This window comes from Streptomyces sp. NPDC050085, from assembly GCF_044460595.1.
Lineage (GTDB): Bacteria > Actinomycetota > Actinomycetes > Streptomycetales > Streptomycetaceae > Streptomyces.
In genome coordinates this window covers 1,491,576-1,515,220 of sequence record NZ_JBITJZ010000001.1, presented here as the reverse complement: position 1 = coordinate 1,515,220, position 23,645 = coordinate 1,491,576, and the positions used below count along the sequence as shown (strand labels likewise).

The following is a 23,645-nucleotide window of genomic DNA, read 5'->3' as shown; positions in this document are numbered from 1 at the left end:
TGAAAGGGTCCCCGCTATGCGCTACGTCATCATCGGAGCAGGAGCGGTCGGCGGCGCCCTCGGCGGCCGGCTCGCACAGGCCGGGCACGACGTCGTCCTCGTGGCCCGCGGCAAGCAGTACGAGGCACTGCGCGAGCGGGGTCTGGTGCTGCAGACCCCCGACGGCGTACACACCCACCGGCTCCCCGTCGTGGACGGGCCCGAGGCGCTCGGCACCCTGCGCGCCGACGACGTGCTGGTCCTCTCCGTGAAGACGCAGGACAGCGCCGCCGCGCTCGCCGCCTGGGGCGGGCGGCCCGTCGCGGGCGGCGGCACCGCCGCGCTGCGCCTCCCGCTGGTCTGCGCCCAGAACGGGGTCGAGAGCGAGCGGCTCGCCCTGCGCACCTTTCAGCGCGTGTACGCGATGTGCGTCTGGCTGCCGGCCACGTTCGTCGAGCCGGGCGTGGCCCGCGCCGACGGCACCCCGCTCACCGGCATCCTGCACCTGGGCCGCTACCCGGAGGGCGTCGACGACACGGCCCGGGCGATCGCCGCCGACCTGGAGCGGTCCTGGTTCGAGGCGCCCGTCGTGGCCGACGTGCTGCACTGGAAGTACGCCAAGCTCCTGGCGAACCTGGCCAACGCGATCGAGGCGGTCTCCGGCGTCCTCACCAGCAAAGAGGGCATCGCCCTGTTCCAGCGGGCGCGCGCCGAGGGCGAGGCCGTGCTCGCGGCGGCCGGGATCGCGTACACCCCGAAGGACGAGGAGAAGCGGATCCGCGCCGACAAGATCCGGTTCGAGCCCTTCGACGGCTCCCCGCGCGGCGGCGGCTCCACCTGGCAGTCGCTGCAGCGCGGCGCGGGCACCGTCGAGGCCGACTACCTCAACGGCGAGATCGCCCTTCTCGGACGCCTGCACGGAGTGCCGACCCCGGTCAACGACGTCCTGCAGGAACGCGCCAACGAGGCGGCACGGCTGGGGAGTTCGCCGGGGGCGACGAGCGTGGCGGAGCTGACGGCGGCGGTCGACGCGCGCTGCGCATAGGCACCGGCCCCGGCGGCACGTCCGCTGTCGCGTTTGTTCAAGAGCGGCGGCGCGCCGCTCCGTAGGGTCGGTGACATGGAAGAACGCATGGACACCGTGTACCCGTACCTCGTCGAGGCCGCCGCCGAGGCGGCCCGTGTCGCGTCCGGCGTCGGACCCGACCTCCTGGACCGTCCCTCGCGCTGCGGCGACTGGGACGTCCGCACGCTCGTCAACCACTGGGTCGCCTACAGCTCCCACGGCATGGAACACCGCGCCCTGCGCGAGCCGCTGCCCGAGGAACTGGCCGGGCGCGACTTCACCGCCGACGACAAGTGGGCCGCGCGCTACGCCGACCAGCTCGACCGGGCCGTCGCCGCGTGGTCCGCGCCCGAGGTCTGGGAGGGCGAGGTCGACCTCGGCTTCGCCCAGCAGCCCGCGCCCGAGGTCGCCACCCTCCTGTGGGCCGAACTCGTCCTGCACGGCTGGGACGTGGCCCACGCCACCGGACAGGAGTTCCACGTCTCGGACGGGGCGGCCGCACTGCTGCGGCACGTCGTCGACAAGAACGCCGCGATGTACCGCCAGTACGAGGGGTTCGCCGACGCCGTGGAGGTGGGCGAGACGGCGACCGTGTACGAGCGGGCGCTCGCGGCGAGCGGACGGGATCCGCGCGGGTCGGCCCAACCCGCCGACGGGACACGGTAGTTGTCTCCGTCCGGGCCCGGTCGCGGTCTCCGTCCGGCCCGGTCAGTCGACGGCCGTCTCGCCGCGCCAGGTGTCCCGCCGTGCCCTGCGCACGGCGGGACCCACGCCGAGGCCCGCCACCACGAACAGCGCCGCGAGCACGGCCCAGCCCGCCGCCCCGTGATCGATCGCGGTGGCCGTCACCAGAGCGGGTGCGGCCATGGTCGCCGCGGCCTGACCGGAGTTGAAGACGCCCTGGTAGACGCCCTGCGCACGGGCGTCCGCAAGGCCGTAGCCGACGGTCCAGCCGCCCGCGGCCGACAGCACCTCGGCGAGCACCTGGACGACCGCGCCCACCACCAGCACGGCGAGCGCCCACAGCGGTGACAGGCCCGCGGTGCACGCGAACACCGCGCACGACAGCGCCAGGAGCAGCCCGGAGCGGCGCATCGCCCGCACCGCGCCCGGCAGGTCCTCCACCCCGCGGGTGGCCCGCACCTGGAGCAGCGCCACCAGCGCACAGTTGAGGATCATGATCAGCGCCGCCGACCAGCGCGGCGCGTCGGTGTGCCCCACGATCCACAGCGGCAGGCCCACCTCCAACAGGCTGTACTGCAGGGCCAGTACGGCATTGAGGAACGTCACGCCGAGGTACGGCAGATCCCGCACGGCCCGCCAGCGGCTCTCCGCGGGGGCGTCCGCGACGGACCTGCGCTCGGCGCCGCCCGGCAGCCGGTACACCATCAGGGCGGAGCCGACGAACGCCACCGCGTCGAGCAGGATCAGCGCCGTGTACCCGGGCCGGCTGTCGATCTGCAGCGCCAGCGCCCCGAACGCGCCGCCCACGCCCATGCCCACATTGGTGACCATCCGCAGATGGGCCCGCCCCTCGACGCGGGTCCCCGGGGGCAGCACGTCGGCGTAGAGCGCGTTGCGCACGCCCATGCTCGCCTGGCACAGAGCGGCGTACGCGATCGCGGTGCAGAGGAAGGCCGGGTAGGAGGCGTACGAGCCGATGACGGTGTACGCCACGAGCGCCGCCCCGCACCCGATCCACAGCCCGGTCAGCACCGGCCGCCGCCCCCACCGGTCCGAGGCCCGCCCGGCCGGGACACCCGCGGCGATCCCGAACAGACCGGCCACGGTGAGCCCGACACCCACCGAGGTGGCGCTCAGGCCGATGACGCGCGTGAAGTACAGGACGCTGACCGGGAAGAACAGGCCACGCCCGAAGGCGTTGAGGAGCGTGAACAGGGAGAGGCGCGCCAGCAGCGGGTCGGTCGGCAGCATCCCCAGGAACCGGGTGGCGGGTGCCGCGGCCTCGCTGGTGCCGGGTGCCTCGGTCGGCGTAGTGGTCATGGCCACAGCGAACCGGGGTTCCGGGACGGCCGACACTTCTTTAGCGTGACGCTAAAGGGTCGAAGCCAGGGGGGCGGGAGGAGGAGGTGGTCCGGTCGGGATGATCGAATTCCGCTTCGTCGTGGGCGACCTGGCCAGGATGTCCTTCGCCTACTCCCCGCTCCAGGAAGCCGTCTACTCGCTGCGCTGCTGGTGCGACCCGGCCCGCTACCCGCACCAGCGCCCCTGGCTGCGCCGGCTGGCCCCCGTCTTCCAGAGGCAGGACACGGAACTCCTCACCGCCCTGATCGCACCCCGCCTGTGGATCCCCGACTTCCTCACCCCGCGCCCGGAGCGGCCGCGCCCCGTCTTCGCCCGCCAGCTCGAGACGCTGCGGGCGACCCCGCCGCACGTTCTGGAGCCCGAGTTCACGGCCGCGTACGGCACGGGGTTCGACGGCCTGCCCCAGGTGCTGCGCGACGGCCTGGCCGGCCCGGACCGGCTCCTCGACCGCATCTGCCGTGCCCTGGACGGCTATTGGCGCGACTGCCTCGCCCCGGACTGGTGGCCGCGCGCCCACACCGTCCTGGAGGCCGACCTCGCGCACCGCGGCAAGGTGCTCGCCGAGGAAGGCGCGCGCGGCCTGTTCGCGAGCCTCGACCCCCGCCTGGCCTGGGACGGCGACGTGCTCACCATGACGAAGAAGCTCGACAGGAACCCGTGGCCCGCGGCCGACATCGATATCGGCGGCCGGGGCCTCGTCCTGATCCCGACCATGTTCGCCCTCGGCGCGCACACGAACATCGACTACGCCCTGCCGCCGCTGCTCAGCTACCCGGCGCGCGGCCGCGCCACCATCTCCGAGACCCCGCCCCCGGCCACGGACGAGGCCCTGACCCGCCTCCTCGGCGCCCCCAGGGCCCGCATCCTCCACCTCCTGCGCGACCCCACGTCCACGACAGAACTCGCCCACCTCTTGAACGTCACACCGGGCGCGGTCAGCCAGCACCTGTCGGTGCTGTACGACGCGGGGTTGCTGACGCGGACACGGAGCGGGCGGAGCGTGCGGTATGCGCTGAGCGAGTTGGGGGAGCGGCTGTGCGGGTGACCCGGTGAGGGGGTGAACCGGTGAGGGGGTGAACCGATGAGCACCTGCGGGCGCAGGTCAGGCCCCGATGGCCGTCAACTGCCTTGTCCGCGCCCCCTCATAGCGTTCGATCAGCAGCCGCGCCACCTCCGGCGCCGGGCCCAGTACCTCCGCGAGGACGTCCGCCTCGGTCGACCCGGACGCGATGCGGTCGGGGAGGCGGCCCGGTGCCAGGACGTAAGGGGCGACCGCCACCCGGGTGCAGCCCAGGGCGCGCAGTTCGCGTACGGCGTCCTGTGTGCGCGGCAGAGATGCGGAGGCGAACGCAGGTCGCACGGCGCACCAACCGGTGTGCCGCCACTCCCGCGCGATTTCTGCGATCACTGCGATCGCCTCCGGGTCGGTGGAGCCCGCCGAGGCCAGGACGACCCCGGTCGTGGGCTTGTCGTCCGGGGTGAGCCCGGCCTCGTACAGGCGGCGTTCCAGGGCCGAGAGCAGGAGCGGGGACGGGCCGAGGACCTCCGCCTGGTGGATGCGGAGGGAGCGCGGGGCCGTGCGCAGGACCGCCGGGATGTCGGACTTCGCGTGGAACGCGCGGGTCAGCAGGAGCGGGAGGGCGACCACGTCGCGCACGCCCTGTGCCGCCAGGGAGTCCAACACCCCTGACACGGAGGGGATGTTGAAGTCGAGGAACGACGTCTCCACCCGTACCCCCGGGCGCTGCGCCCGGACCTCGCGCACCAGCGCGTGCACGGTCGCGGCGTGCCGCGGGTCGCGGCTGCCGTGGGCGATGACCAGGAGGACGGGCGGAGTGTGCATGGCGGAGCGGCTCAGTTCTTGACGAGGAGGCCGCGGCTGCGCAGGACGCGGCGCTCCAGCGGGCTGAAGATCAGCAGGTCGATGACGATACCGACGATGAGGATGAGGAGGATCGCGAGGAAGACCATGGGCATGGAGGAGGCGTTGCGGCCGTTCTCCAGGAGCTGGCCGAGGCCGATGCCCAGGTCGGGCGAGGACGCGATGATCTCCGCCGCCATCAGTGAGCGCCAGGAGAACGCCCAGCCCTGCTTCAGTCCCGCCAGGTAGCCGGGGAGGGAGGCGGGGAGCACTACGTGCCACAGGCCGCGCCAGCCCGTCGCGCCGAGCGTGCGGCCCGCCCGCAGGAACAGCGGCGGCACCTGGTCGACGCCGGAGACGAGGCCGTTGGCGATCGAGGGGACCGCGCCGAGCAGGATCACCGCGTACATCATCGAGTTGTTCAGGCCGAGCCACAGGACCGCCGGAGGGACCCAGGCGACCGAGGGCAGGGACTGGAGACCGGAGAGGATCGGGCCGATCGCCGCCCGCACGAACTTCACCCGCGCCACCAGCAGGCCCAGCGGCGTGCCGATGACGAGCGCGAAGACGAAGCCGAGCAGGCCGCGCGAGACGCTCGTCCAGATGTAGCCGAGCAACTCGCCCTTCAGCCACGCGTCCTGGACCTCGTCCCAGACCGCCGAGGGCGCCGGGAGCTTCGTCGGATCGTCGACGATCTTGAAGGAGACCAGGGCCTGCCAGACCAGGAGGACGACCACCACCGCGGTCAGCGGCGGCAGGATCTTCTCGCGGAAGGTCCTGGCGAACGGGACGCGGTCCGTCCGGACCGTCTCCAGGGCGTCCAGGCCCGCTTCGAGGCCCGCGAGGTCGTCCTTGCGGGGTTCCTTCGCGGCCGCGGCCTCGGTGAGAGGCGTCTCGTCGACCGTGGCCGTGGCCGTCGGTTCAGTCCTTGCCATGGCGGCGGATCTCCCCACGCAGTTGTTCGGTGATCTCGACGGAGAGTTCGGCCACAGCCGTGTCCTCGATGCGGCGCGGCTGCTCGATGTCCACCGTCCACTCGTGCGCGATCCGGCCGGGCCGCGACGACAGCAGCACCACGCGCTGCGCGAGCCGCACCGCCTCGCGCACGTTGTGCGTGACGAACAGGACGGAGACGCCCGTCTCCGCCCAGATCCGGGTCAGCTCGCCGTGCAGCACGTCCCGGGTGATCGCGTCGAGCGCCGCGAACGGCTCGTCCATCAGCAGGAGTTGGGCATCTTGAGCCAGTGCCCTCGCCAGTGCCACGCGCTGGCGCATGCCGCCGGACAGCTCGTGCACGCGCTTGCCGTACGCGCCCTGCAGGCGGACCAGGTCGAGGAGCTCCTCGGCGCGGGTGCGCCGATCGGCCTTCGCGACTCCCCGGAGTTTCAGGGCGAGTTCGATGTTCTTGCCCGCGGTCAGCCACGGGAACAGGGCGTGCTCCTGGAACATCAGAGCGGGACGCCCGTGCGTCGTGATGGAGCCGGCCGACGGGGCGTCGAGCCCCGCGACCAGGTTGAGCAGGGTCGACTTGCCGCAGCCCGAGGCACCCAGGAGGGTGACGAACTCGCCCGGCGCGACATCGAGACTGATGTCGTCCAGGACGAGCTGGGGTCCGGCCGGTGTGCCGAAGGACTTCGAGACGTGCTCGATCCGGGCCGCCTGGCCGTTTGCCGCCACGGCGGAGTCGGCAGCCTTGGCGAGGGTCGTCGCCATGGTCGTCACCTCCTGGGAACTCGGTGGGCTGGGTGCTTACTTGACGCCGAGACCGGCGTCGGCGACCTCGGGCTGCCCCGCGGCCTTCAGGACCTTGTTGAGCGGCCCCAGGTCATAGATCCCGGCCAGGTCGGGCTTCTCCAGGAGACCGGCCTTCACCGCGTGGTCCGCCTCGGAGTTCAGCGTCGAGGCCAGCGGGTCGTCGGTGAACTCGATGGACTTCCACGCCGGGTCGAGCACCTTCGCGGGCAGCGCCTTGCCGGAGTCGGCCTCCAGCTGCTTGTTCGCGGCGGCCTTCGCCTCGTCCGGGTTGGCCTTGATCCACGCGTTCGTCCTGACCGAGCCGCGCAGCACCGCCTCGACGACGTCCGGGTGCTCCTTCAGGAACGACTGCTTCACGATGATGTTCGTGATCACGAACTTCTTGTCGGGCCACAGGTCGGACTCGTCGAGCAGCACCTTGCCGCCCTCGGCGACCAGCTTGGACGCGGTCGGCTCCGGCACCCACGCGCCGTCGATGGAGCCGGACTTGTAGGCATCCGGGGTGATCTTGTTGTCCGTGCGGACCACGGAGACGTCACCCTTGCCGGAGTTCGCGTCGACCTTCCAGCCCTTCTCGGCGATCCAGTTCAGGAACGCGACGTCCTGCGTGTTGCCGAGCTGCGGGGTGGCGATCTTCTTGCCCTTGACGTCGTCCAGGGACTTGATCTTCTCCGGGTTGACGACGAGCTTCACGCCGCCGGAGGCCGAACCACCGATGATCCGCAGGGACTTGCTCTGCGACTTGGTGTATCCGTTGATGGCGGGCGAGGGGCCGATCCAGCCGATGTCGATGGACCCGGCGTTCAGCGCCTCGATCTCGGAGGGCCCGGCGTTGAAGATCTGGTACTTCGCCTTCGTGCCCTTGAGCTCCTTCTGGAAGAAGCCCTTCTGGTTGCCGACGAGGGCGGTGCCGTGGGTCAGGTTCCCGAAGTAGCCGATCTTCACGGTGTCGGCGGACAGGGCCTTGCCCTTGGCGGCGACGTTCGTCTTCGCGGAGTCGTCCGACTCGGAACCGTAGCCGCAGGCCGTCGCGGTGAGCGCGAGGAGCGGCAGGGCGGCGACGGCGACGAGGCCGCGGCGCGTCAGGAGCGAACTGATGGCAGGCACGGGAGGCTTTCCTCTCGTTGGCCCGGCGGTCCCGCGGTCAGGGCGGGGCCGGGAGATGTGGATGTCTTCGTCTGTGGAGGTACGAGGCATGGGGGGTGAGGGCGCGCAGGCAGTGCGCGTACGTCTTCACACACATCGCGCGACTCCGCCCTGCCCGCTGCCGAGGGTGCCGCTGCCGACGCGGCCACCCTCTTTCGCGAACGTCTCGTAGTAGTCGATGGAGGTCATCTCAGAAGTCCCAACCCTCGTCGTCCGCCGTGGAGTTGGCGGATTCGGTGGTGTCCTCGGGCTGGGCGAACGCCTCGCCCGCCATGCCGGCCGCGAGCGTCGTGCCGTCGGACGGGTCGATCAGCAGGAACGAACCGGTGCGCCGCGAGTGGGCGTACGAGTCGATGGCGAGCGCCTCGGCGAGGCGCACCTTGACCCGCCCGATGTCGTTGGCGACGAGCTGCCCCGGCTCGGGGTGCTGGGAGAGGTCGTCGAGCGTGAGCCGCGACGGGATCTCCTTCACGATCGCCTTGACCGTGCGGGTGGTGTGCTTGAGCAACACCCGCTGGCCGACGGTGAGCGGCGAGTCCGCGACGTGGCAGACGGTCGCCTCGACGTCCTGCGAGGTGGCGGGCGCGTCGTCGCTCGGCACGATCAGGTCGCCGCGCGAGACGTCGATGTCGTCCGCCAGACGCAGCGTGATCGACTGCGGCGTCCACGCGACGTCGACCGCCTTGCCCAGCAGGTCGATTCCCGCGACCTTCGAGGTGCGCCCCGACGGCAGTACGGTGACGGACTCGCCGACGCGGAACGTACCGGCGGCGATCTGTCCCGCGTAGCCGCGGTAGTCCGGGTGCTCGGCGGTCTGCGGCCGGATCACGTACTGCACGGGAAGGCGGGCGTGGCAGCCGGTCAGATCGTGGCTGACGGGCACGGTCTCCAGGTGCTCGAGGACCGTCGGGCCGCCGTACCAGTCCATGTTCGCGGACGGCTCCACCACGTTGTCGCCGGCGAGCGCCGAGATCGGGATCGCGGTGATCTCCGGGACGCCCAAGTCGCCCGCGTACGCGGTGAATTCCTCGGCGATGCGGGCGAACACCTGCTCCTCGTAGCCGACGAGGTCCATCTTGTTCACGGCGAGCACGACGTGCGGGACGCGCAGGAGCGCGGCCACCGCGGCGTGCCTGCGGGTCTGCTCGATGACGCCGTTGCGCGCGTCGACGAGGACCACGGCGAGGTCGGCGGTCGAGGCGCCGGTCACCATGTTCCGCGTGTACTGCACGTGGCCCGGGGTGTCCGCGAGGATGAACCGGCGCCGCGGCGTCGCGAAGTAGCGGTACGCCACGTCGATCGTGATGCCCTGCTCGCGCTCGGCCCGCAGGCCGTCGGTGAGCAGCGCCAGGTCGGGGGCCTCCTGGCCGCGGTTGCGGGAGGCGTGCTCCACGGCCTCGAGCTGGTCGGCGAGGACCGACTTGGAGTCGTGCAGCAGGCGGCCCACGAGCGTGGACTTGCCGTCGTCGACGGAGCCCGCGGTGGCGAAACGCAGCAGCGTGGTGGCCGACAGACCGGCCAGTTCCTCAGCAGTGGTCGTGCTCATGGTTAGAAGTACCCCTCGCGCTTACGGTCTTCCATCGCGGCCTCGGACATCTTGTCGTCGGCGCGGGTGGCACCCCGCTCGGTGAGCCGGGACGCGGCGATCTCGGCGATGACCTTCTCGATGGTCGTGGCGTCCGAGTCGACGGCGCCGGTGCAGGACATGTCGCCGACGGTGCGGTAGCGGATCAGCCGCGTCTCGACGGTCTCGCCGTCCTTCGGGCCGCCCCACTCACCGGCGGTCAGCCACATGCCGTTCCGGCTGAACACCGGGCGCTCATGGGCGTAGTAGATCTCCGGCAGGTCGATGTTCTCGCGGGCGATGTACTGCCACACGTCCAGCTCGGTCCAGTTGCTGAGCGGGAAGACGCGGACGTGCTCGCCGGGCGCGTGGCGGCCGTTGTAGAGCTGCCACAGCTCGGGGCGCTGGCGGCGCGGGTCCCACTGCGAGAACTCGTCGCGCAGCGAGAACACCCGCTCCTTCGCCCGCGCCTTCTCCTCGTCGCGGCGCCCGCCGCCGAAGACGGCGTCGAACTTCTCCGACTGGATCTTCTCGGTCAGCGGCACGGTCTGGAGAGGATTGCGCGTCCCGTCCGGACGCTCCTTCAGCACACCGCGGTCGATGTAGTCCTGTACGTGCGCGACGTGCAGCCGAAGGCCGTGCTCGGCCACGACGCGGTCGCGGTACTCGATGACCTCGGGGAAGTTGTGCCCGGTGTCCACGTGCAGCAGGGAGAAGGGGATGGCCGCCGGAGCGAACGCCTTCAGCGCCAGGTGCAGCATGACGATGGAGTCCTTGCCGCCGGAGAAGAGAATCACCGGCCGCTCGAACTCGCCCGCCACCTCACGGAAGATGTGCACCGCCTCGGACTCCAGAGCGTCCAAGTGGCTCAGCGCGTAAGGGCTGTCGGTCTCCTCGGAGACAGTGGCTACGGTCGTCATGCGGTCAGACCCCTCTCGGTCAGCAGTGCGTGGAGCGCTGCCGCGGACTCCTGCACGGTCTGGGTGTGCGACTCGATGCGCAGGTCGGGGGAGTCGGGCGCCTCGTAGGGGTCGTCGACCCCGGTGAGACCGGTCAGCTCGCCCGCCGCCTGCTTGGCGTACAGCCCCTTCACATCCCGCTCGGAGCAGACCTCCACCGGCGTCGCGACGTGCACTTCGAGGTACGCGGTGCCGCCCACCTGGTGCCGCTTGCGCACGGCCTCGCGGCTGTCCGCGTACGGGGCGATGACCGGCACGAGCGCCAACACGCCGTTACGGGCGAGGAGTTCGGCCAGGAAGCCGATGCGCTGCACGTTCGTGTGCCGGTCCTCGCGGCTGAAGCCGAGGCCCGCCGAGAGGTACTCGCGGATCTCGTCGCCGTCCAGCACCTCGACGCGCCGGCCCTCGGCGCGCAGCGTGTTCGCCAGCTCGTACGCGATGGTGGTCTTGCCGGCGCTCGGCAGACCCGTGAGCCAGATCGTGGCTCCGGTCACTTGCTTCTCCAAAGTCTGTATACGGTCCATGAGTTCAGCCGTGGATTCCGCACTCGGTCTTGGCGCGGCCCGCCCAGCGTCCGGCGCGGGCGTCCTCGCCCTCCAGGAGGCGGCGGGTGCACGGGGCGCAGCCGACGGAGCCGTAGCCGTCCATCAGGAGCGGGTTGGTGAGCACGCCGTGCTCGGTGACGTACGCGTCGACGTCGTCCTGCGTCCAGCGGGCGATCGGCGAGACCTTGACCTTCTGCCGCTTCTCGTCCCAGCCGACGACCGGCGTGTTCGCCCGGGTCGGGGACTCGTCGCGGCGCAGCCCCGTGGCCCAGGCGGCGTACTTCGTCAGCCCCTCCTCGAGGGGCTTGACCTTCCGCATGGCGCAGCACAGATCGGGGTTGCGGTCGTGCAGCTTCGGCCCGAACTCGGCGTCCTGCTCGGCAACCGTCTGACGCGGCGTCAGCGTGATGACGTTCACGTCCATCACGGCCTCGACGGCGTCCCGCGTACCGATCGTCTCCTCGAAGTGGTAGCCCGTGTCGAGGAACACGACGTCCACGCCGGGCAGGGCGCGCGAGGCGAGGTGGGCGACGACCGCGTCCTCCATGGACGAGGTCACGCAGAACTTCTTCCCGAAGGTCTCCGTCGCCCACTTCAGGATCTCCAGGGCGGAGGCGTCCTCCAGGTCGCGCCCGGCCTGCTCGGCGAGCGCCTTCAACTCTTCGGCCTCTGAGGTGACTTGAGTGGTCGTCATATCTGTTCCCCTCCACCGTCGGTGCGCTGAAACCCTCGGGACAGCAGCCCGAGGAACTTCAACTGGAAGGCTCGGCTGCACGCCGCGCATTCCCAGGCGCCGTGACCTTCTTCGTTCGGCCGAAGGTCCTCGTCGCCGCAGTAGGGGCAGTAGAAGGGGGCGGCACGCTCACTCATGACAGCGCCTCCCCTTCATCTGAGGCTCGGTTCGCCTCCGGGGCGCCTGTTGCCGGTGTCGAGACGACGACCGTGCTCGACCCTCCTTCGTCGGGCCTCCGCGCGCTCGTCGTCTCGACACCGGCGCGCCCCTTCGGCTCACTCGCCGGCTTCATGACAGAGCCTCCTCGGACGCGCGGGACGCCCACGTGGCGAAGCGTTCGCCGTCCTCGCGCTCCGCCTGGAAGCGCTTGAGGACCCGCTCGACGTAGTCGGGCAGTTCGGCCGACGTGACCTTGAGGCCGCGGACCTTGCGGCCGAACCCGGCCTCCAGGCCGAGCGCGCCGCCGAGGTGCACCTGGTAGCCCTCGACCTGATCGCCGTTCTTGTCGAGCATGAGCTGGCCCTTGAGACCGATGTCCGCGACCTGGATACGGGCGCAGGCGTTCGGGCAGCCGTTGAGGTTGATGGTGATCGGCTCGTCGAAGTCCGGGATGCGGCGCTCCAGTTCGTCGATGAGCGAGGCGCCGCGCGCCTTCGTCTCGACGATGGCGAGCTTGCAGAACTCGATGCCGGTGCAGGCCATCGTGCCGCGCCGGAACGGCGAGGCGTTGACCTTCAGGTCCAGCGCCTCCAGGCCGGCGACCAGGGACTCGACCTGCGCCTCCTCGACGTCGAGGACGATCATCTTCTGCTCGGCGGTGGTGCGCAGCCGGCCGGAGCCGTGCGCGGCCGCGACCTCGGAGATCTTGGTCAGGGTGGCGCCGTCCACGCGGCCGACGCGCGGCGCGAAGCCGACGTAGAAGCGCCCGTCCTTCTGCCGGTGCACACCGAGGTGGTCGCGCCAGGTGCCGGCGGGCTGCTCGGGCGCGGGCCCGTCGACGAGCTTGCGCTTGAGGTACTCGTCCTCCAGGACCTGCCGGAACTTCTCGGTGCCCCAGTCGGCGAGCAGGAACTTCAGGCGCGCGCGGGTGCGCAGGCGCCGGTAGCCGTAGTCACGGAAGATGCCGATGACACCGCCGTACACGTCCGGCACCTCGTCCAGCGGCACCCAGGCACCGAGGCGCTGGCCCAGCTTGGGGTTGGTGGACAGGCCGCCGCCGACCCAGAGGTCGAAGCCGGGGCCGTGTTCGGGGTGGTTCACCCCGACGAACGCGACGTCGTTGATCTCGTGCGCCACGTCGAGCTGCGGCGAACCGGAGACCGCGGACTTGAACTTGCGCGGCAGGTTCGAGAAGTCCGGGTTGCCGATGAAGCGCCGCTGGATCTCGTCGATGGCGGGCGTGCCGTCGATGATCTCGTCGGCGGCGATGCCGGCGACCGGCGAGCCGAGGATGACGCGGGGCGTGTCACCGCAGGCCTCGGTCGTCGAGAGCCCGACGGCCTCGAGCCGCTCCCAGATCTCGGGCACGTCCTCGATCCGGATCCAGTGGTACTGGATGTTCTGCCGGTCGGTGATGTCCGCCGTGCCGCGCGCGAACTCCTGCGAGATCTCGCCGATGACGCGCAGCTGCTCGGTGGTGAGCCGGCCGCCGTCGATGCGGACGCGCAGCATGAAGTACTCGTCGTCCAGCTCCTCGGGCTCCAGGATCGCGGTCTTGCCGCCGTCGATCCCGGGCCGGCGCTGGGTGTACAGACCCCACCAGCGCATGCGTCCGCGCAGGTCGTTGGGGTCGATGGAGTCGAAGCCGCGCTTGGAGTAGACCGTCTCAATGCGTGTCCGCACATTGAGACCGTCGTCGTCCTTCTTGAACTGCTCGTTGCCGTTGAGGGGGGTGAAGTGACCGACGGCCCACTGGCCCTCGCCACGGTGACGGCTCACCTTGCGGCGGGGCGCGGCGGCAGCGGGCTTTTCCGGGGTGGCAGCCATGGATGTACGTCCTTAACAAGCAGGCTTGAGCGGCTCTGACCAGCACACTTCGCGCGGAGGCGCGGCGGTGCGCAGGGAGATCGGTGAAACGGGAAGTCGGCGAGTGCTGGTTCGATCAGCGCGCCGGACAGATGGCGCTGGACATGCGGCCGAAGTCGACGTGCCGTCGACTCACCAAGGCGATTCCAGCTGTAGACATGACGGAAGCGTGTCATGGGACTTTGGGCCCGGTCCACCATCGTCCAAGATTCGGACGAGAATGTCTCACCATCCGGACCAATGTGGTCCGCGTCACGACGGGACGTCCGGATTGCCGCGAAAGGGCGCTGATGGAGCCCTGAAAGGGCCGTTCGGCCAGGCGTCACCGTGGCCGCCGCGCTTCTATTCTGCTGTGCCTGAGCATGAGGGGACTCATGAGGGGGCACGAGGGGGCGCTCATGTGGGACGACGTCGACAAGTGGCTGCCCGCGATCGGTGCCTTCGTCATAGGGGGCGTCCTCCTCCCCAAGCTCAGGGAAGGGCTGAAGAAGCTCGTCGACAAGGTGGCCGCCGCCCTCTACCAGCGCCTCGCGGGCAGCGCGCTGCTCGCACGCACCGGGCTGCGCCGCTACACGGCGGCCGTCTACGAACGCCACCGCCGATTCGCCGTCTCCTTCCGCACGGACGAATCGCAGTCGATGGACATGGCCTCGGTCTACGTACCCCTGCGTACCGTCGTCGGCTCCGGCTCCGGCACGGGCGCACCGGGGCGGGAGGCGGACACGACCCTGCGGGAGGTGCGGCAGGCCGTCGTCCTCGGCCGGCCGGGGGCCGGCAAGACGATGCTGCTGCGGCACACCGCCCTCGACTGGGCGCGACGCCGCTACGATCCCGAGCGCCCGCGGCGCACCTGGTACGACCCGTGCAGGCGGCAGCGCATCGACCTCGGCGGGCCGGGCCGGATCACGGACGTCCCCGTCCTGCTGCAGCTGCACTCGGTCGACCTGGCGAGCGCCGATCTCGCCGGGCACATCGTGCGGCACTTCGCCGACCACGACTTCCCCCGCGCGGGCCGCTGGGTCGAGCGGGCCCTGGCGGAGGGCAGGCTCGCCCTCTACTTCGACGGACTCGACGAGGTGCCCACGGCGCAGCGCCCCGACGTCGTGGCCGCCATCCGGAAGTTCCTCGACGTCCACCACCGCTGCCGGGCCGTGATCACCTGCCGGATCGCCGTCTACGACGGCGAGTTCAACGAGGACCACCTGCGCATCCTGCGCGTCCAGGATTTCGACGACCGGCTCATGCACCGCTTCCTGCACGGCTGGCCCTGGCCCGGGAGTCTCGCGGTCGACGACACCGTCGAGCAGCTCCTCGAAGCGCTGCGCGACACCCCACAGCTGCTGCCGCTGGCTCGCAATCCGCTGCTCCTGACGATGATCGCGTACCTCTACAGCTACGAGTACGCGGAGACCGGGCAGGCCCTGCCGCACAGCCGCGCCGACTTCTACGACGAGGTCGTCGTCAGCCTGCTGCGCGACCGGCGGCGTACCGCCCGCTTCCCGCAGGCCACGAAGAAGGCGGTGCTCGAACGGCTCGCGCTCGCCGGGCAGTGCGTGCCGTCCCACACCTACGACCGGCTCGCGATGCCGCAGGAGCAGGTGCTCGACGAGGTCCGGCTGACCCTGGAGCGGCTCGGGCGCGACGCGGAGGCGGCACCCGAGGTGCTGGCCGAGATCGTCGAGCGCAACGGCATGCTCCTGCCCGTGCAGCACGGGGAGCGCTACCAGTTCGCCCACCTCTCGCTCCAGGAGTACCTGGCGGCCGTCGCACTCGCGGGCCGCGCGGACGAACTCCTCGCCCACTACCGGCGTGACCCCCAGGTGTGGCGGGAGACCGTGCGCCTGTGGTGCGGGGCGGAGGCCCGGGACTGTTCGGCGGTCGTCCGCGCGATCCTCGCCGACGACCCGCTGCTCGCGTTCCAGTGCCTGGCCGACGCACAGGTGGTGGACGACGCTCTGGCCGAGGAGATCCTGATCCGCTTCCTGGGCCTGCTCGGCGAGCCGTCCGGAGAGTTCCAACAGGCGGACGTGGAGGCCGCGTTCGGCATCGTCGCGGCCGACCGCAGGGCCCGCGGCACGCGCGTGTTCGACCTGCTGGCCGCGGAGGCGACCGACCCCGACCGGCGCCGCGCGTCCGCCGCCGTCCGCGCGCTCGCCGCCACGAACCTGCCCCGGGCGGCCCGGCTGCTCGCGGAGCAGCTCGGTGAACTCCCGGGCAGCGTCGGGGCGTTGACGTCCATGGGGGACCTGGCGGTGGGCCCGCTGCCCATGTCCCCCCATCACCTCCCGCGCTTCGCGCAGGTGCAGGAGGTGCTGTGGCGGGTCCGTACTCCCAGGGCGGCGGAGCGGCTGCTGTACGCGGTCAAGCTGGACGACACGAACGCCGACGGCGCCTTCTACCTCGCCGACCTGCTGCGAGAGCCGGAGATCGAGGAAGCTCTGCGCGAGGTGCCGGACCTCGTGGAGAGGACGGTGCCGCGGCATCTGTGGGTGTGGCAGCCGTTCGCCGGGGAGGACCACGGTTACCTGCCCACAGTGGCGTCCCACATCGCCGGCCGGCTGCTCACGGCCGCTGAGTACGGCGCGGTCCCGCCGCCCGGCGTCCGGCCCGACCCGCGGATCGTGGCGGCCCTGTGCGTGGTGGACCCGCAGGCGAGGCAGGGGCGGTGGCTGACCGTGGAGGGGCGACAGGTGGACGCGGGGCTGCTGGCCGAGGTCGGGACCTTCATGCAGTGGAACGACCCCCGGCAGCTGACCGACAGCATGCTCTCCTTCGTGATCGACGGCCTGGTGCCACGGCGCGGGTTCAACGCCGACCTGGACCCGCCCGGCGAGGCGGAACGGGCCGACCTCGGCCGCCGGCTCCTGGCCGCCGCCGGGCTCGACGCGACGCGGCTGACCCTGCTCGGCTGGCTGCCCCCGGACATGTGCTGCCGGGTCAACCAACTGCTGGCCGGGACCGGCATCCTCACGCGCCAGGACTGGGAGCACGCGGTGCCCGAACCCGCCGCCGAACGGGCCCGCACGCTGCGCGGCCGACTGTTCCCCGGGCTGGTCGCCTGCGGGCTGCTCACCGTCGTGACGCGGGGCATCATGGACCTCGTCGGTACCTGGCCGGACGCCGTTCAGCGCGTCCTTGCCGGGGCGGGGGCCGGCTTCTTCGCGGTGGGCATGATGTTCGGCGTGATGGACGCGCCCTTCGGCAGGATCAGGCGGAGGGGCGGCCTCGCACGGCTTGTCGAGTGGTCCTGGGGTCTGAGTGCGCCCCTGAACGTCTTCGGTCTCCTCCTGGGTGCCTTCGGCTTCGTTCCCGCGGCGCTGGGCGGCGCGGCGACGCTGGCCGTCATGGTCCCGTTCTTCGCCCACGCCATGCGGCGCTCCGGGGTCGACACCGTCCAACTGGCCCAGCTGGTCCGCCAGTTGGAGCCCGACCTCACCGACCGGGCAGCGCCCCCGGCCACGGCCCCGGAGTGACCACGTCCGGCTCCTCGCCCGTCTCCGTCCTGAACAGCCGGAATCCGCGCCGCTCGTAGTTCGCCATCGCGTGCTCCCCGTCGAGGCTGCACGTGTGCAGCCACACCCGCTTGGTCGGGGTCCGCTCGGGCCACCGCTCGGCCAGGTCCCAGGCGCGCGCGATGCCGTACGACAGCAGGTGCCCGCCGATCCGCCGCCCCCGGAAGGCCGGGATCAGGCCGAAGTAGACGATCTCCACGACGCCGTCGTCCTGCGCGTCCAGCTCGACGTACCCGGCCGGAGTCCCCTTCTCGTACGCGACCCAGGTCTCGGCCCCCACCCTGCCGAGCTGCTCCTCCCACTGTGCGTACGTCCACGCCAGCCGGTCGATCCACTTGATGTCGCCGCCCACGGACGCGTACAGGAAGCGGCTGAACTCGGGCGAGGGCACCTCGGCGCGCACGATGCGCAGGTCGTCGCCCTCGGGGGCGGCGGCGGGGCGCAGGTCGGAGGGGGAGGTCTGCTCGAGGGACCAGGTGGTGACCGTGACGGTGTTGCTGTTGCTCATGCGGCCATCGCATCACGGGCCGCCGCCGGTGACCAGAGCTGTTCGGAGAGGGCGAACACGACCGCTGAACAGGACCGCTGAACAGGACCGCTGAACAGGACCGGTGTGACGCGCTCTGGTCAAGGCGGCCCGTGATGCGGGAAGATCCCGCAGCGCCACGCCACCCCCCGCATCCGACCCATCCGGAGGATGTTCCTGATGTCACGCCGCACACCTCGCGGTCTGCTTGCCGCGGCCACCCTCACCGTGGCCCTGGCCACCCTCGCGTCCCCGGCCCTGGCCGCCCCCGCCGATCCGCAGGCCCGGATCTTCATGGTCAATCCGGTCCAGTCGTCCGGTGACCAGAGCCTCACCGACGCCAAGGACGCGGCGGCCGCGGTCCCGGACTCCCAGTACACCCGCGCCGCCCTGCGCAACCTCGACGCCAGTGGCGGTCTGACCGGCACATGGGCGTACATCAGATCCGACACCGGCGCCTCCGCGAAGGTCGCGGACGTCGGTGCGTACACCCGCCACGACGACCAGTTCGAGCAGGTCATGGCGTACTTCTGGGTCAACGAGGCGCAGGAGTACCTGCAGTCGCTCGGCTTCGGCACCGAACTGCCGGGTGCCAACGACCGCGCCCAGCCCGTCCGCATCAACCAGTGGGGCGCCGACAACTCCTTCTTCACCGACAAGAAGGCCGAGATCCGCTTCGGCAAGGGCGGCGTCGACGACGCGGAGGACGCGGAGGTCATCGTCCACGAGTACGGCCACGCCGTGCACAACGCCCAGGTCCCCGGATTCGGCACGTCGCCCGAGGCCGGGGCGATCGGCGAGGCGTTCGGTGACTATCTCGCGGTGGAGGTCGGCTCGGCCGCCGACGCCAAGTACGGCTGGCCGGTGAAGACGGACCTGGCGTGCGTCGCCGACTGGGACTCGGTCGCGTACACGAACACGACTCCCCACTGCCTGCGGCGGGTCGACACCGACAAGACGTACGCGGACAAGGTGGGGGAGGTGCACGCCGACGGCGAGATCTGGTCGCGGGCGCTCTTCGACATCCGGGGTGCGCTGGGTGCGCGGGTCGCCGACCGGATCATCGTGAACGCCCAGTTCGGCTTCGCACCGGACACGAGCTTCTCCGCCGCCGCCACGAAGACGATCGCGACGGCGCAGCAGATGTACGGGTCCGCCGCGGCGAAGGCGGTCCGGGCGGCGTTCGCCGACCGGGGGATTCCGGGGGTGTGAGGTGAGGGGGGCCGTCCCCGGTCGACGGAGCCGTCCATCGGTCGACGGAGCTGTCCATCGGTCGACGGGGGCGGCCCCCTCGCCCCCGCACTGGAGCGTCAGCTGTGCAGCGTGCTGTCGATCGACGACAGGGGCGTCGCGAACAGCACCCGCTCCGGGACCGCCGGATCCTTCCACTCCCCGGCGGCGTTCGCCGCCCACTCGGTCAGCGTCCACACCTTGCCGGTGCTCTGCCAGTACGACATCGACTCGGTGTGCTTGCCCCAGCAGGCGTACGTCTGGTCGGTGCCGCAGTTCGCCGCGGCCATCGCGCCTGAGGTGTTCTGCCGCCAGAGGATGCCGTGCTGTCCCACGCCGCCGCGGGCGTCGTCCACGTACCAGTTGCCGTTGTGGGACAGGACGCCCTGCAGGCCGACCGCCTTCGTCTCGTACGCCTCGTCGACGTTCGCGACGTCGCTGCTGTTGATGCCCAGGTAGCCGGGGCGGTCGGCGGCCGTCGAGAAGTAGTAGCGCCACACGCGCGCCGGACCCTTGCTGCCGCTGGACGTGAACCACTCCGTGGCCACCAGGCTGTCCGGCGTCGTGGTGCGGTCCAGCGAGATGGAGGCGAAGCAGGGCACGGCGTTGTCGCTCGTGTCCGTGCAGGCGCCGCCCGTCGTGCTGTACGAGCCGATCGCCGGCATCACGTACTGGTAGCCGTGGGCCGACCAGCCGCCGGACACCTTGCCGATGGCACTGCTGTTGACGTTGGCCTGGAGGATGCGGCTCATGTCGTAGATGTAGAGCGCGTTGTTGTTGTCGGCGCCGTTGCGCGCGGTCACGATCAGCTTGTCCTGGTACCAGACCATGCCGCCCAGGTGCGATTCCAGCTTCTTGTAGTTCGTGCCGCCGTCGATCGGGATGACGAGCAGGACCCAGCGGTACTTCAGGTTGGCGGGGTCGTTGGCGTCGATGAACGCGACGCGCGCCAGATGGTCGTCGGCGGCCGGCTCGCCCTCCTTGCTGTCGTTGTGCGTCCAGCCCGCGAGGATCACCTTGTTGGTGCCCCACATGCCGTCGTCGTCGGCGTCGCCGGACGTGGTCACCGACTGCGGCAGCCAGCTCTGCGTCGTCGCGTCGCCGGTGTCCCAGCAGTACGCGTCCGTGGCGGCCGGGCTCACCGGGAGGGCGGCGCTCTCGGTGGAGGCACAGGCGGCCCTGTTGCGCATCGGGTGGTTGGCGCTCTTGAGGACGGTGTCGACGCCGACCGAAGTACCCATCTGCGCGGCCAGGTTGTCGAGAGAGGTCTCGGGGACCCGATGCTCCTGCAACTGGAGCTTGGCGAGCTCGGCGGAGGAGGTGAGCGGGGTCAGCGCGCCGGGATTGTCGCCGGCGGCGGCCTGTGCCGGTGCGGACGACAAGCCGGTCGCAAGGAGCGCGGCGCCCGCTATCAGGGCGGTGCGTATCCTGCGCCAAGGTCTCGTGCGTGAGTGCTGCAAGGTTCGTCCTCCTGTGGTGGTCGGCATCACTGTGGCGATGCCGTGTTGAGCGTAGGCCCCGGCAAGGGCGCGTCCACTTCTCGACCGCCCTCGAAGATGTCCAGGCACCGGAGACATTTGTCCATGTCGCCGGAGGCGAGCGCACGCGACCCTGTGGCGCATGAGACGGACGATGACCGCTGCGCTCGCCGCCGCCGGCTGTGCGGCCGCGCTGCTCTCCACCGCGCCCGCCGCCGACGCGGCACCCCGGGCCTCCCGCGTCCACCACGTCGACTGCCAGGCACCGCCCGGCGCGGAGCGAGGCACGGCCGAGGCGCCCTGGCGAAGCCTCGCGGCGGTGAACGCGCGGCACCTGAACCCGGGGGACTCCGTGCTGCTCAAGCGCGGCAGCCGCTGCACCGGCACCCTCGCTCCCGACGGCGCGGGCCGGCCCGGCAGCCCGGTCCGGATCGGGGCGTACGGGAACCGCGACGCCGCCAAGCCCGTCGTCGACGGGAACGGGGCGATCGACACCGTTCTCCTGCGCAACACCCAGTGGATCGAGGTCTCCGACCTCGACATCACCAACGCCGCGCACCCCGGCACCAAGCGCCGCGGCGTCCGCGTCCTGCTCGACGACTACGGCACCGGCACCCACTATCGCCTCACGAACCTCACCGTCCACGACATCCGCGGCGACGACACCAAGGACAACGACGGCTCCGCGGGCATCCTGTTCTCCGTCACCGGATCCGCCGTGCCCACCCGCTACGACGACGTGGTCGTCGCCGGCAACACCCTCGACTCCATCGACCGGGAGGGCATCTTCTTCGCGTCGAGCTGGAACAGCCGGTCCGCGGTGGGCGGTTACGACCCGGCGGGCCCGGCGTGGACCCCCTCCACGCGGGTCGTCGTACGGAACAACACCCTCTCCGACCTCGGCGGCGACGGCATCGTCATGACCGTGACCAAGGGCGCGCTCGTCGAGCACAACACCCTGCGCGGCTTCCAGCGCCGCTCCGCCGGATACAACGCCGGCATGTGGCCGTACAACGCCGACGGCACCGTCTTCCAGTACAACGACACCTCCGGCGGGGAGACCACCCGCGACGGCATGGCGTACGACGTCGACGAGGGGACCTTCGGCACCGTCTTCCAGTACAACTACAGCCACGACAACGCGGGCGGCTTCTTCCTCGTCTGCACCGCCGACGGCACCCTCTCCGACGCCGTCATCCGCTTCAACGTCAGCCAGAACGACCACTACCGCGGCATCGAGACCTGCCGCGGATCCTTCACCGACGTGCGCTTCCTGCACAACACGATCCACGTCGGTGACGGCGTCGCCCAGACCGTCGTGAACGAGAACACCACCGCGCGGCACGAGATCGCGTACGCCAACAACCTTGTCCACAAGGCCGGTTCGGGCAGCGCTTCGTTCGTGCTGCGTTCCGGGGGCGTCTCCCTGTCGCACAACGCGCTGTACGGGATCGGCTCCCTGCCCGACAACCCCGGTGGCACCGGCGCCGATCCGCTGCTCGCCGCCCCCGGCACCGCGACCGGGATCGCCGACGCGCGTGCCGCCTACGCACTGCGGCCGGGTTCGCCCGCCCTCGGCGCCGGACTGCCCCTCGCCGACGCGGGGACGCGGGACTTCGCCGGTCAGCGGGTGGAGCCCGGTGCGGCCGTCAACATCGGTGCACTCAACGGCCGTTGACGCCCGCAGAGGTCAGGGCTCACACCCCGGGGCAGCGGGCCCTGACCACCGCCGGAGCCGTCGAGTGCGGCAGCAGGTCGCGCGGGTCCTGCGGCAGCAGCACCTCCACGTCGACGTCCTCCAGGAAGCGGTACGGGCGGTGCGCGAGCAGGCCGCCCAGGTAGCGGCGCACCCGGGACATCTCCGCGCGCACCGTCACCGTGCGCCCCGGGTCCCCGAACAGGTCCTCGGCCAGGCCCGACGCGCTGCGGCCGCCCCGGTGGTGGGCCAGCAGGTACAGCAACTCGGCGTGCCGCGGGCTCAGTTCGTGACTCCAGGCACCGGCCGGGCCCGACACCTCCACCGACCAGCGGCGCGACCGGCTCACGTCCAGGGCGATCCGCGTCGCCGTGAGCGGCTCGGGCGCGTCGTCGACCAGGATCAGCCAGCCGCCGGGCAGCGGGGTCGCCTGACACGCGCCGATCGAGGGCAGCCAACAGGCGCCCTCCGTCAGGGACTTGGGCAGGGCGATCCGGTCGAGCAGCGGCATCCCGGTGACCGCCGCCGTCCAGCCGTGCCCGTCGACGGCCACGGCCCGGCCGCCGATCCGCGCGAGGACCGGCGCCGCCACGGCCCGCAGCCGCTCCAGGCTGCCCACGTGCCGCTCGCGAAGCCGCGCCTCCGCGAGCTGTGCCACCGACCGCACCCACGACAGCGTCGCCGGATGCATCGTCTCCAGCGGGCCGCTGACGTCCACCACGCCGAGCAGCCGCCCGTCGCGCGGGTCCGTCACCGGCGCACCCGTGCACGTCCACGGGTGGTGCGACTGCACGAAGTGCTCGGCGGAGAACACCTGGACGGGCCGGCGCGTGACCAGCGGCGTGCCCACCCCGTTCGTCCCGACGACGTCCTCCGCCCAGTGCGCGCCTATCTCGAAGCCGAGCCGGTCGCCCTTGCGCAGCACTCCCGGATGTCCCTCGCGCCACAGGATCCGGCCGTCGGCGTCGCTGATCACCATGATGTGCTGCGCCGCTTCGGCCACCGTCACCAGCGCCTCGCGCAGCACCGGCAGGACGTCGAGGAGGGGCGAGGCCTGGCGCCGCTCCTCCACCTCGTCGACGCCCAGGAGGCCGCGGCGGACGTCGTGGTCCGGGTCGACGCCGCCGCGCAGCATCCGCCCCCAGGACTCGCCGATCTCCGGCCGGGGCATGACCCTCGGCCGCTGGCCGGAGAGCGTCGCCTCGCGTACGCCCTTGAGCAGCCGCGACGCGAGTGCCACGTCCATCGCGGACAGCCGCGCCAGATCGATCGTCGAGTCCTTGTTCATGCCTGAATCCTCGGTATGCGGGGAGTTACGCCTATCGTGCACCTCCGAGCCACGGCAAGGGTGGGCTCTTGCACAGGAACCTTGCAACCCCCTGCAACCCTGGCGAACAACCGTACGGCGATTGAAACTGGGACCAACGCCGCCCAGGCGGCGTTCAAGCTCCTTCAGGGGCCTGAAATGCGGGGATGGTGCCGTGTCGGCGCAGCACCATCCCCGCGCTCGGTTCGTCCGACCCG

General features: G+C 71.3%; 20 protein-coding genes. 6 read left to right on the top strand and 14 right to left on the bottom strand.

The genetic code is table 11. From position 1 onward, the window contains the following. Positions 1-16: 16 nt before the first annotated feature. On the top strand, positions 17-1,024 hold the full coding sequence (locus tag ACIBUY_RS06565; protein ID WP_399151969.1) for a ketopantoate reductase family protein: 1,008 nt from the start codon (positions 17-19) through the stop codon (positions 1,022-1,024). Positions 1,025-1,099: 75 nt separating this feature from the next. Next, positions 1,100-1,711, top strand: a complete 612-nt coding sequence (locus ACIBUY_RS06560) for a TIGR03086 family metal-binding protein (RefSeq protein ID WP_399151968.1) — start codon at positions 1,100-1,102, stop codon at positions 1,709-1,711. 42 nt (positions 1,712-1,753) lie between these two features. On the opposite strand, the gene ACIBUY_RS06555 is transcribed toward ACIBUY_RS06560, so the two are convergent. After that, entirely contained in the window at positions 1,754-3,049 is a 1,296-nt protein-coding gene (locus ACIBUY_RS06555; RefSeq protein ID WP_399151967.1) for an MFS transporter, read from the bottom strand. 100 nt (positions 3,050-3,149) lie between these two features. Between ACIBUY_RS06555 and ACIBUY_RS06550 the strand changes: the two genes are divergently transcribed. After that, the gene (locus ACIBUY_RS06550; RefSeq protein WP_399151966.1) at positions 3,150-4,136 is read left to right on the top strand and encodes an ArsR family transcriptional regulator; all 987 of its coding nucleotides are present in this window, start codon (positions 3,150-3,152) and stop codon (positions 4,134-4,136) included. Between the two features lie 57 nt (positions 4,137-4,193). Here ACIBUY_RS06550 and ACIBUY_RS06545 read toward each other — a convergent pair whose 3' ends face one another. The 10 genes from ACIBUY_RS06545 to ACIBUY_RS06500 form a co-directional block, all read right to left on the bottom strand. Continuing rightward, entirely contained in the window at positions 4,194-4,934 is a 741-nt protein-coding gene (locus ACIBUY_RS06545) for a sirohydrochlorin chelatase (protein ID WP_399151965.1), read from the bottom strand. A gap of 11 nt (positions 4,935-4,945) precedes the next feature. Further along, positions 4,946-5,887, bottom strand: a complete 942-nt coding sequence (locus tag ACIBUY_RS06540; RefSeq protein ID WP_365566940.1) for an ABC transporter permease — start codon at positions 5,885-5,887, stop codon at positions 4,946-4,948. Further along, entirely contained in the window at positions 5,874-6,665 is a 792-nt protein-coding gene (locus tag ACIBUY_RS06535; protein WP_365566939.1) for an ABC transporter ATP-binding protein, read from the bottom strand. The genes ACIBUY_RS06540 and ACIBUY_RS06535 overlap by 14 nt, the downstream gene beginning before the upstream one ends. Positions 6,666-6,701: 36 nt before the next feature. Then, entirely contained in the window at positions 6,702-7,814 is a 1,113-nt protein-coding gene (locus ACIBUY_RS06530; RefSeq protein ID WP_365566938.1) for an aliphatic sulfonate ABC transporter substrate-binding protein, read from the bottom strand. A gap of 229 nt (positions 7,815-8,043) precedes the next feature. After that, complete coding sequence (locus ACIBUY_RS06525) at positions 8,044-9,399, bottom strand: GTP-binding protein (protein ID WP_365566937.1); 1,356 nt, start codon at positions 9,397-9,399, stop codon at positions 8,044-8,046. Positions 9,400-9,401: 2 nt separating this feature from the next. After that, complete coding sequence (gene cysD / locus ACIBUY_RS06520) at positions 9,402-10,337, bottom strand: sulfate adenylyltransferase subunit CysD (protein WP_365566936.1); 936 nt, start codon at positions 10,335-10,337, stop codon at positions 9,402-9,404. After that, on the bottom strand, positions 10,334-10,900 hold the full coding sequence (gene cysC / locus ACIBUY_RS06515) for an adenylyl-sulfate kinase (RefSeq protein WP_365566935.1): 567 nt from the start codon (positions 10,898-10,900) through the stop codon (positions 10,334-10,336). The genes cysD and cysC overlap by 4 nt, the downstream gene beginning before the upstream one ends. Before the next feature lie 4 nt (positions 10,901-10,904). Further along, entirely contained in the window at positions 10,905-11,615 is a 711-nt protein-coding gene (locus tag ACIBUY_RS06510) for a phosphoadenylyl-sulfate reductase (RefSeq protein WP_365566934.1), read from the bottom strand. Then, positions 11,612-11,791 carry a hypothetical protein gene (locus tag ACIBUY_RS06505; RefSeq protein ID WP_365566933.1) on the bottom strand — a complete coding sequence of 60 codons (180 nt, stop codon included), beginning with the start codon at positions 11,789-11,791 and terminating at the stop codon, positions 11,612-11,614. Before ACIBUY_RS06505 ends, ACIBUY_RS06510 begins: the two co-directional genes overlap by 4 nt. A gap of 151 nt (positions 11,792-11,942) precedes the next feature. After that, positions 11,943-13,640, bottom strand: coding sequence for a nitrite/sulfite reductase (locus ACIBUY_RS06500; protein ID WP_399151964.1), 1,698 nt, complete (start codon positions 13,638-13,640; stop codon positions 11,943-11,945). 413 nt (positions 13,641-14,053) lie between these two features. Here ACIBUY_RS06500 and ACIBUY_RS06495 point away from each other — a divergent pair, with 413 nt between their 5' ends. Beyond that, a complete protein-coding gene (locus ACIBUY_RS06495; protein WP_399151963.1) occupies positions 14,054-17,152 on the top strand; it encodes an NACHT domain-containing protein in 3,099 nt (1,032 codons plus the stop codon). On the opposite strand, the gene ACIBUY_RS06490 is transcribed toward ACIBUY_RS06495, so the two are convergent. After that, complete coding sequence (locus ACIBUY_RS06490) at positions 17,112-17,699, bottom strand: GNAT family N-acetyltransferase (RefSeq protein ID WP_365566930.1); 588 nt, start codon at positions 17,697-17,699, stop codon at positions 17,112-17,114. The genes ACIBUY_RS06495 and ACIBUY_RS06490 overlap by 41 nt on opposite strands. A 198-nt stretch (positions 17,700-17,897) precedes the next feature. Here ACIBUY_RS06490 and ACIBUY_RS06485 point away from each other — a divergent pair, with 198 nt between their 5' ends. Further along, entirely contained in the window at positions 17,898-18,929 is a 1,032-nt protein-coding gene (locus tag ACIBUY_RS06485; protein ID WP_365566929.1) for a M4 family metallopeptidase, read from the top strand. Between the two features lie 98 nt (positions 18,930-19,027). On the opposite strand, the gene ACIBUY_RS06480 is transcribed toward ACIBUY_RS06485, so the two are convergent. Continuing rightward, positions 19,028-20,407, bottom strand: a complete 1,380-nt coding sequence (locus ACIBUY_RS06480) for a hypothetical protein (RefSeq protein ID WP_365566928.1) — start codon at positions 20,405-20,407, stop codon at positions 19,028-19,030. 160 nt (positions 20,408-20,567) lie between these two features. On the opposite strand from ACIBUY_RS06480, the gene ACIBUY_RS06475 reads away from it, so the two are divergent. After that, positions 20,568-22,103 (top strand): right-handed parallel beta-helix repeat-containing protein, encoded by a 1,536-nt coding sequence (locus ACIBUY_RS06475; RefSeq protein ID WP_399151962.1) that lies wholly within the window; start codon positions 20,568-20,570, stop codon positions 22,101-22,103. 19 nt (positions 22,104-22,122) lie between these two features. Here ACIBUY_RS06475 and ACIBUY_RS06470 read toward each other — a convergent pair whose 3' ends face one another. Beyond that, complete coding sequence (locus ACIBUY_RS06470) at positions 22,123-23,409, bottom strand: GAF domain-containing protein (RefSeq protein ID WP_365566926.1); 1,287 nt, start codon at positions 23,407-23,409, stop codon at positions 22,123-22,125. Between the last annotated feature and the right edge of the window lie 236 nt (positions 23,410-23,645).

Excerpts from the sequence above, each read along its gene's own strand:
- ACIBUY_RS06525 (WP_365566937.1), bottom strand. The coding sequence starts at position 9,399 with ATGAGCACGACCACTGCTGAGGAACTGGCCGGTCTGTCGGCCACCACG.
- ACIBUY_RS06500 (WP_399151964.1), bottom strand. The coding sequence starts at position 13,640 with ATGGCTGCCACCCCGGAAAAGCCCGCTGCCGCCGCGCCCCGCCGCAAG.
- ACIBUY_RS06485 (WP_365566929.1), top strand. The coding sequence starts at position 17,898 with ATGTCACGCCGCACACCTCGCGGTCTGCTTGCCGCGGCCACCCTCACC.
- ACIBUY_RS06540 (WP_365566940.1), bottom strand. The coding sequence starts at position 5,887 with ATGGCAAGGACTGAACCGACGGCCACGGCCACGGTCGACGAGACGCCT.
- ACIBUY_RS06545 (WP_399151965.1), bottom strand. The coding sequence starts at position 4,934 with ATGCACACTCCGCCCGTCCTCCTGGTCATCGCCCACGGCAGCCGCGAC.
- ACIBUY_RS06495 (WP_399151963.1), top strand. The coding sequence starts at position 14,054 with ATGAGGGGGCACGAGGGGGCGCTCATGTGGGACGACGTCGACAAGTGG.
- ACIBUY_RS06490 (WP_365566930.1), bottom strand. The coding sequence starts at position 17,699 with ATGAGCAACAGCAACACCGTCACGGTCACCACCTGGTCCCTCGAGCAG.
- ACIBUY_RS06475 (WP_399151962.1), top strand. The coding sequence starts at position 20,568 with ATGAGACGGACGATGACCGCTGCGCTCGCCGCCGCCGGCTGTGCGGCC.
- cysC (WP_365566935.1), bottom strand. The coding sequence starts at position 10,900 with ATGGACCGTATACAGACTTTGGAGAAGCAAGTGACCGGAGCCACGATC.
- ACIBUY_RS06550 (WP_399151966.1), top strand. The coding sequence starts at position 3,150 with ATGATCGAATTCCGCTTCGTCGTGGGCGACCTGGCCAGGATGTCCTTC.
- ACIBUY_RS06560 (WP_399151968.1), top strand. The coding sequence starts at position 1,100 with ATGGAAGAACGCATGGACACCGTGTACCCGTACCTCGTCGAGGCCGCC.
- ACIBUY_RS06470 (WP_365566926.1), bottom strand. The coding sequence starts at position 23,409 with ATGAACAAGGACTCGACGATCGATCTGGCGCGGCTGTCCGCGATGGAC.
- ACIBUY_RS06565 (WP_399151969.1), top strand. The coding sequence starts at position 17 with ATGCGCTACGTCATCATCGGAGCAGGAGCGGTCGGCGGCGCCCTCGGC.
- ACIBUY_RS06510 (WP_365566934.1), bottom strand. The coding sequence starts at position 11,615 with ATGACGACCACTCAAGTCACCTCAGAGGCCGAAGAGTTGAAGGCGCTC.
- ACIBUY_RS06505 (WP_365566933.1), bottom strand. The coding sequence starts at position 11,791 with ATGAGTGAGCGTGCCGCCCCCTTCTACTGCCCCTACTGCGGCGACGAG.
- cysD (WP_365566936.1), bottom strand. The coding sequence starts at position 10,337 with ATGACGACCGTAGCCACTGTCTCCGAGGAGACCGACAGCCCTTACGCG.
- ACIBUY_RS06535 (WP_365566939.1), bottom strand. The coding sequence starts at position 6,665 with ATGGCGACGACCCTCGCCAAGGCTGCCGACTCCGCCGTGGCGGCAAAC.
- ACIBUY_RS06555 (WP_399151967.1), bottom strand. The coding sequence starts at position 3,049 with ATGACCACTACGCCGACCGAGGCACCCGGCACCAGCGAGGCCGCGGCA.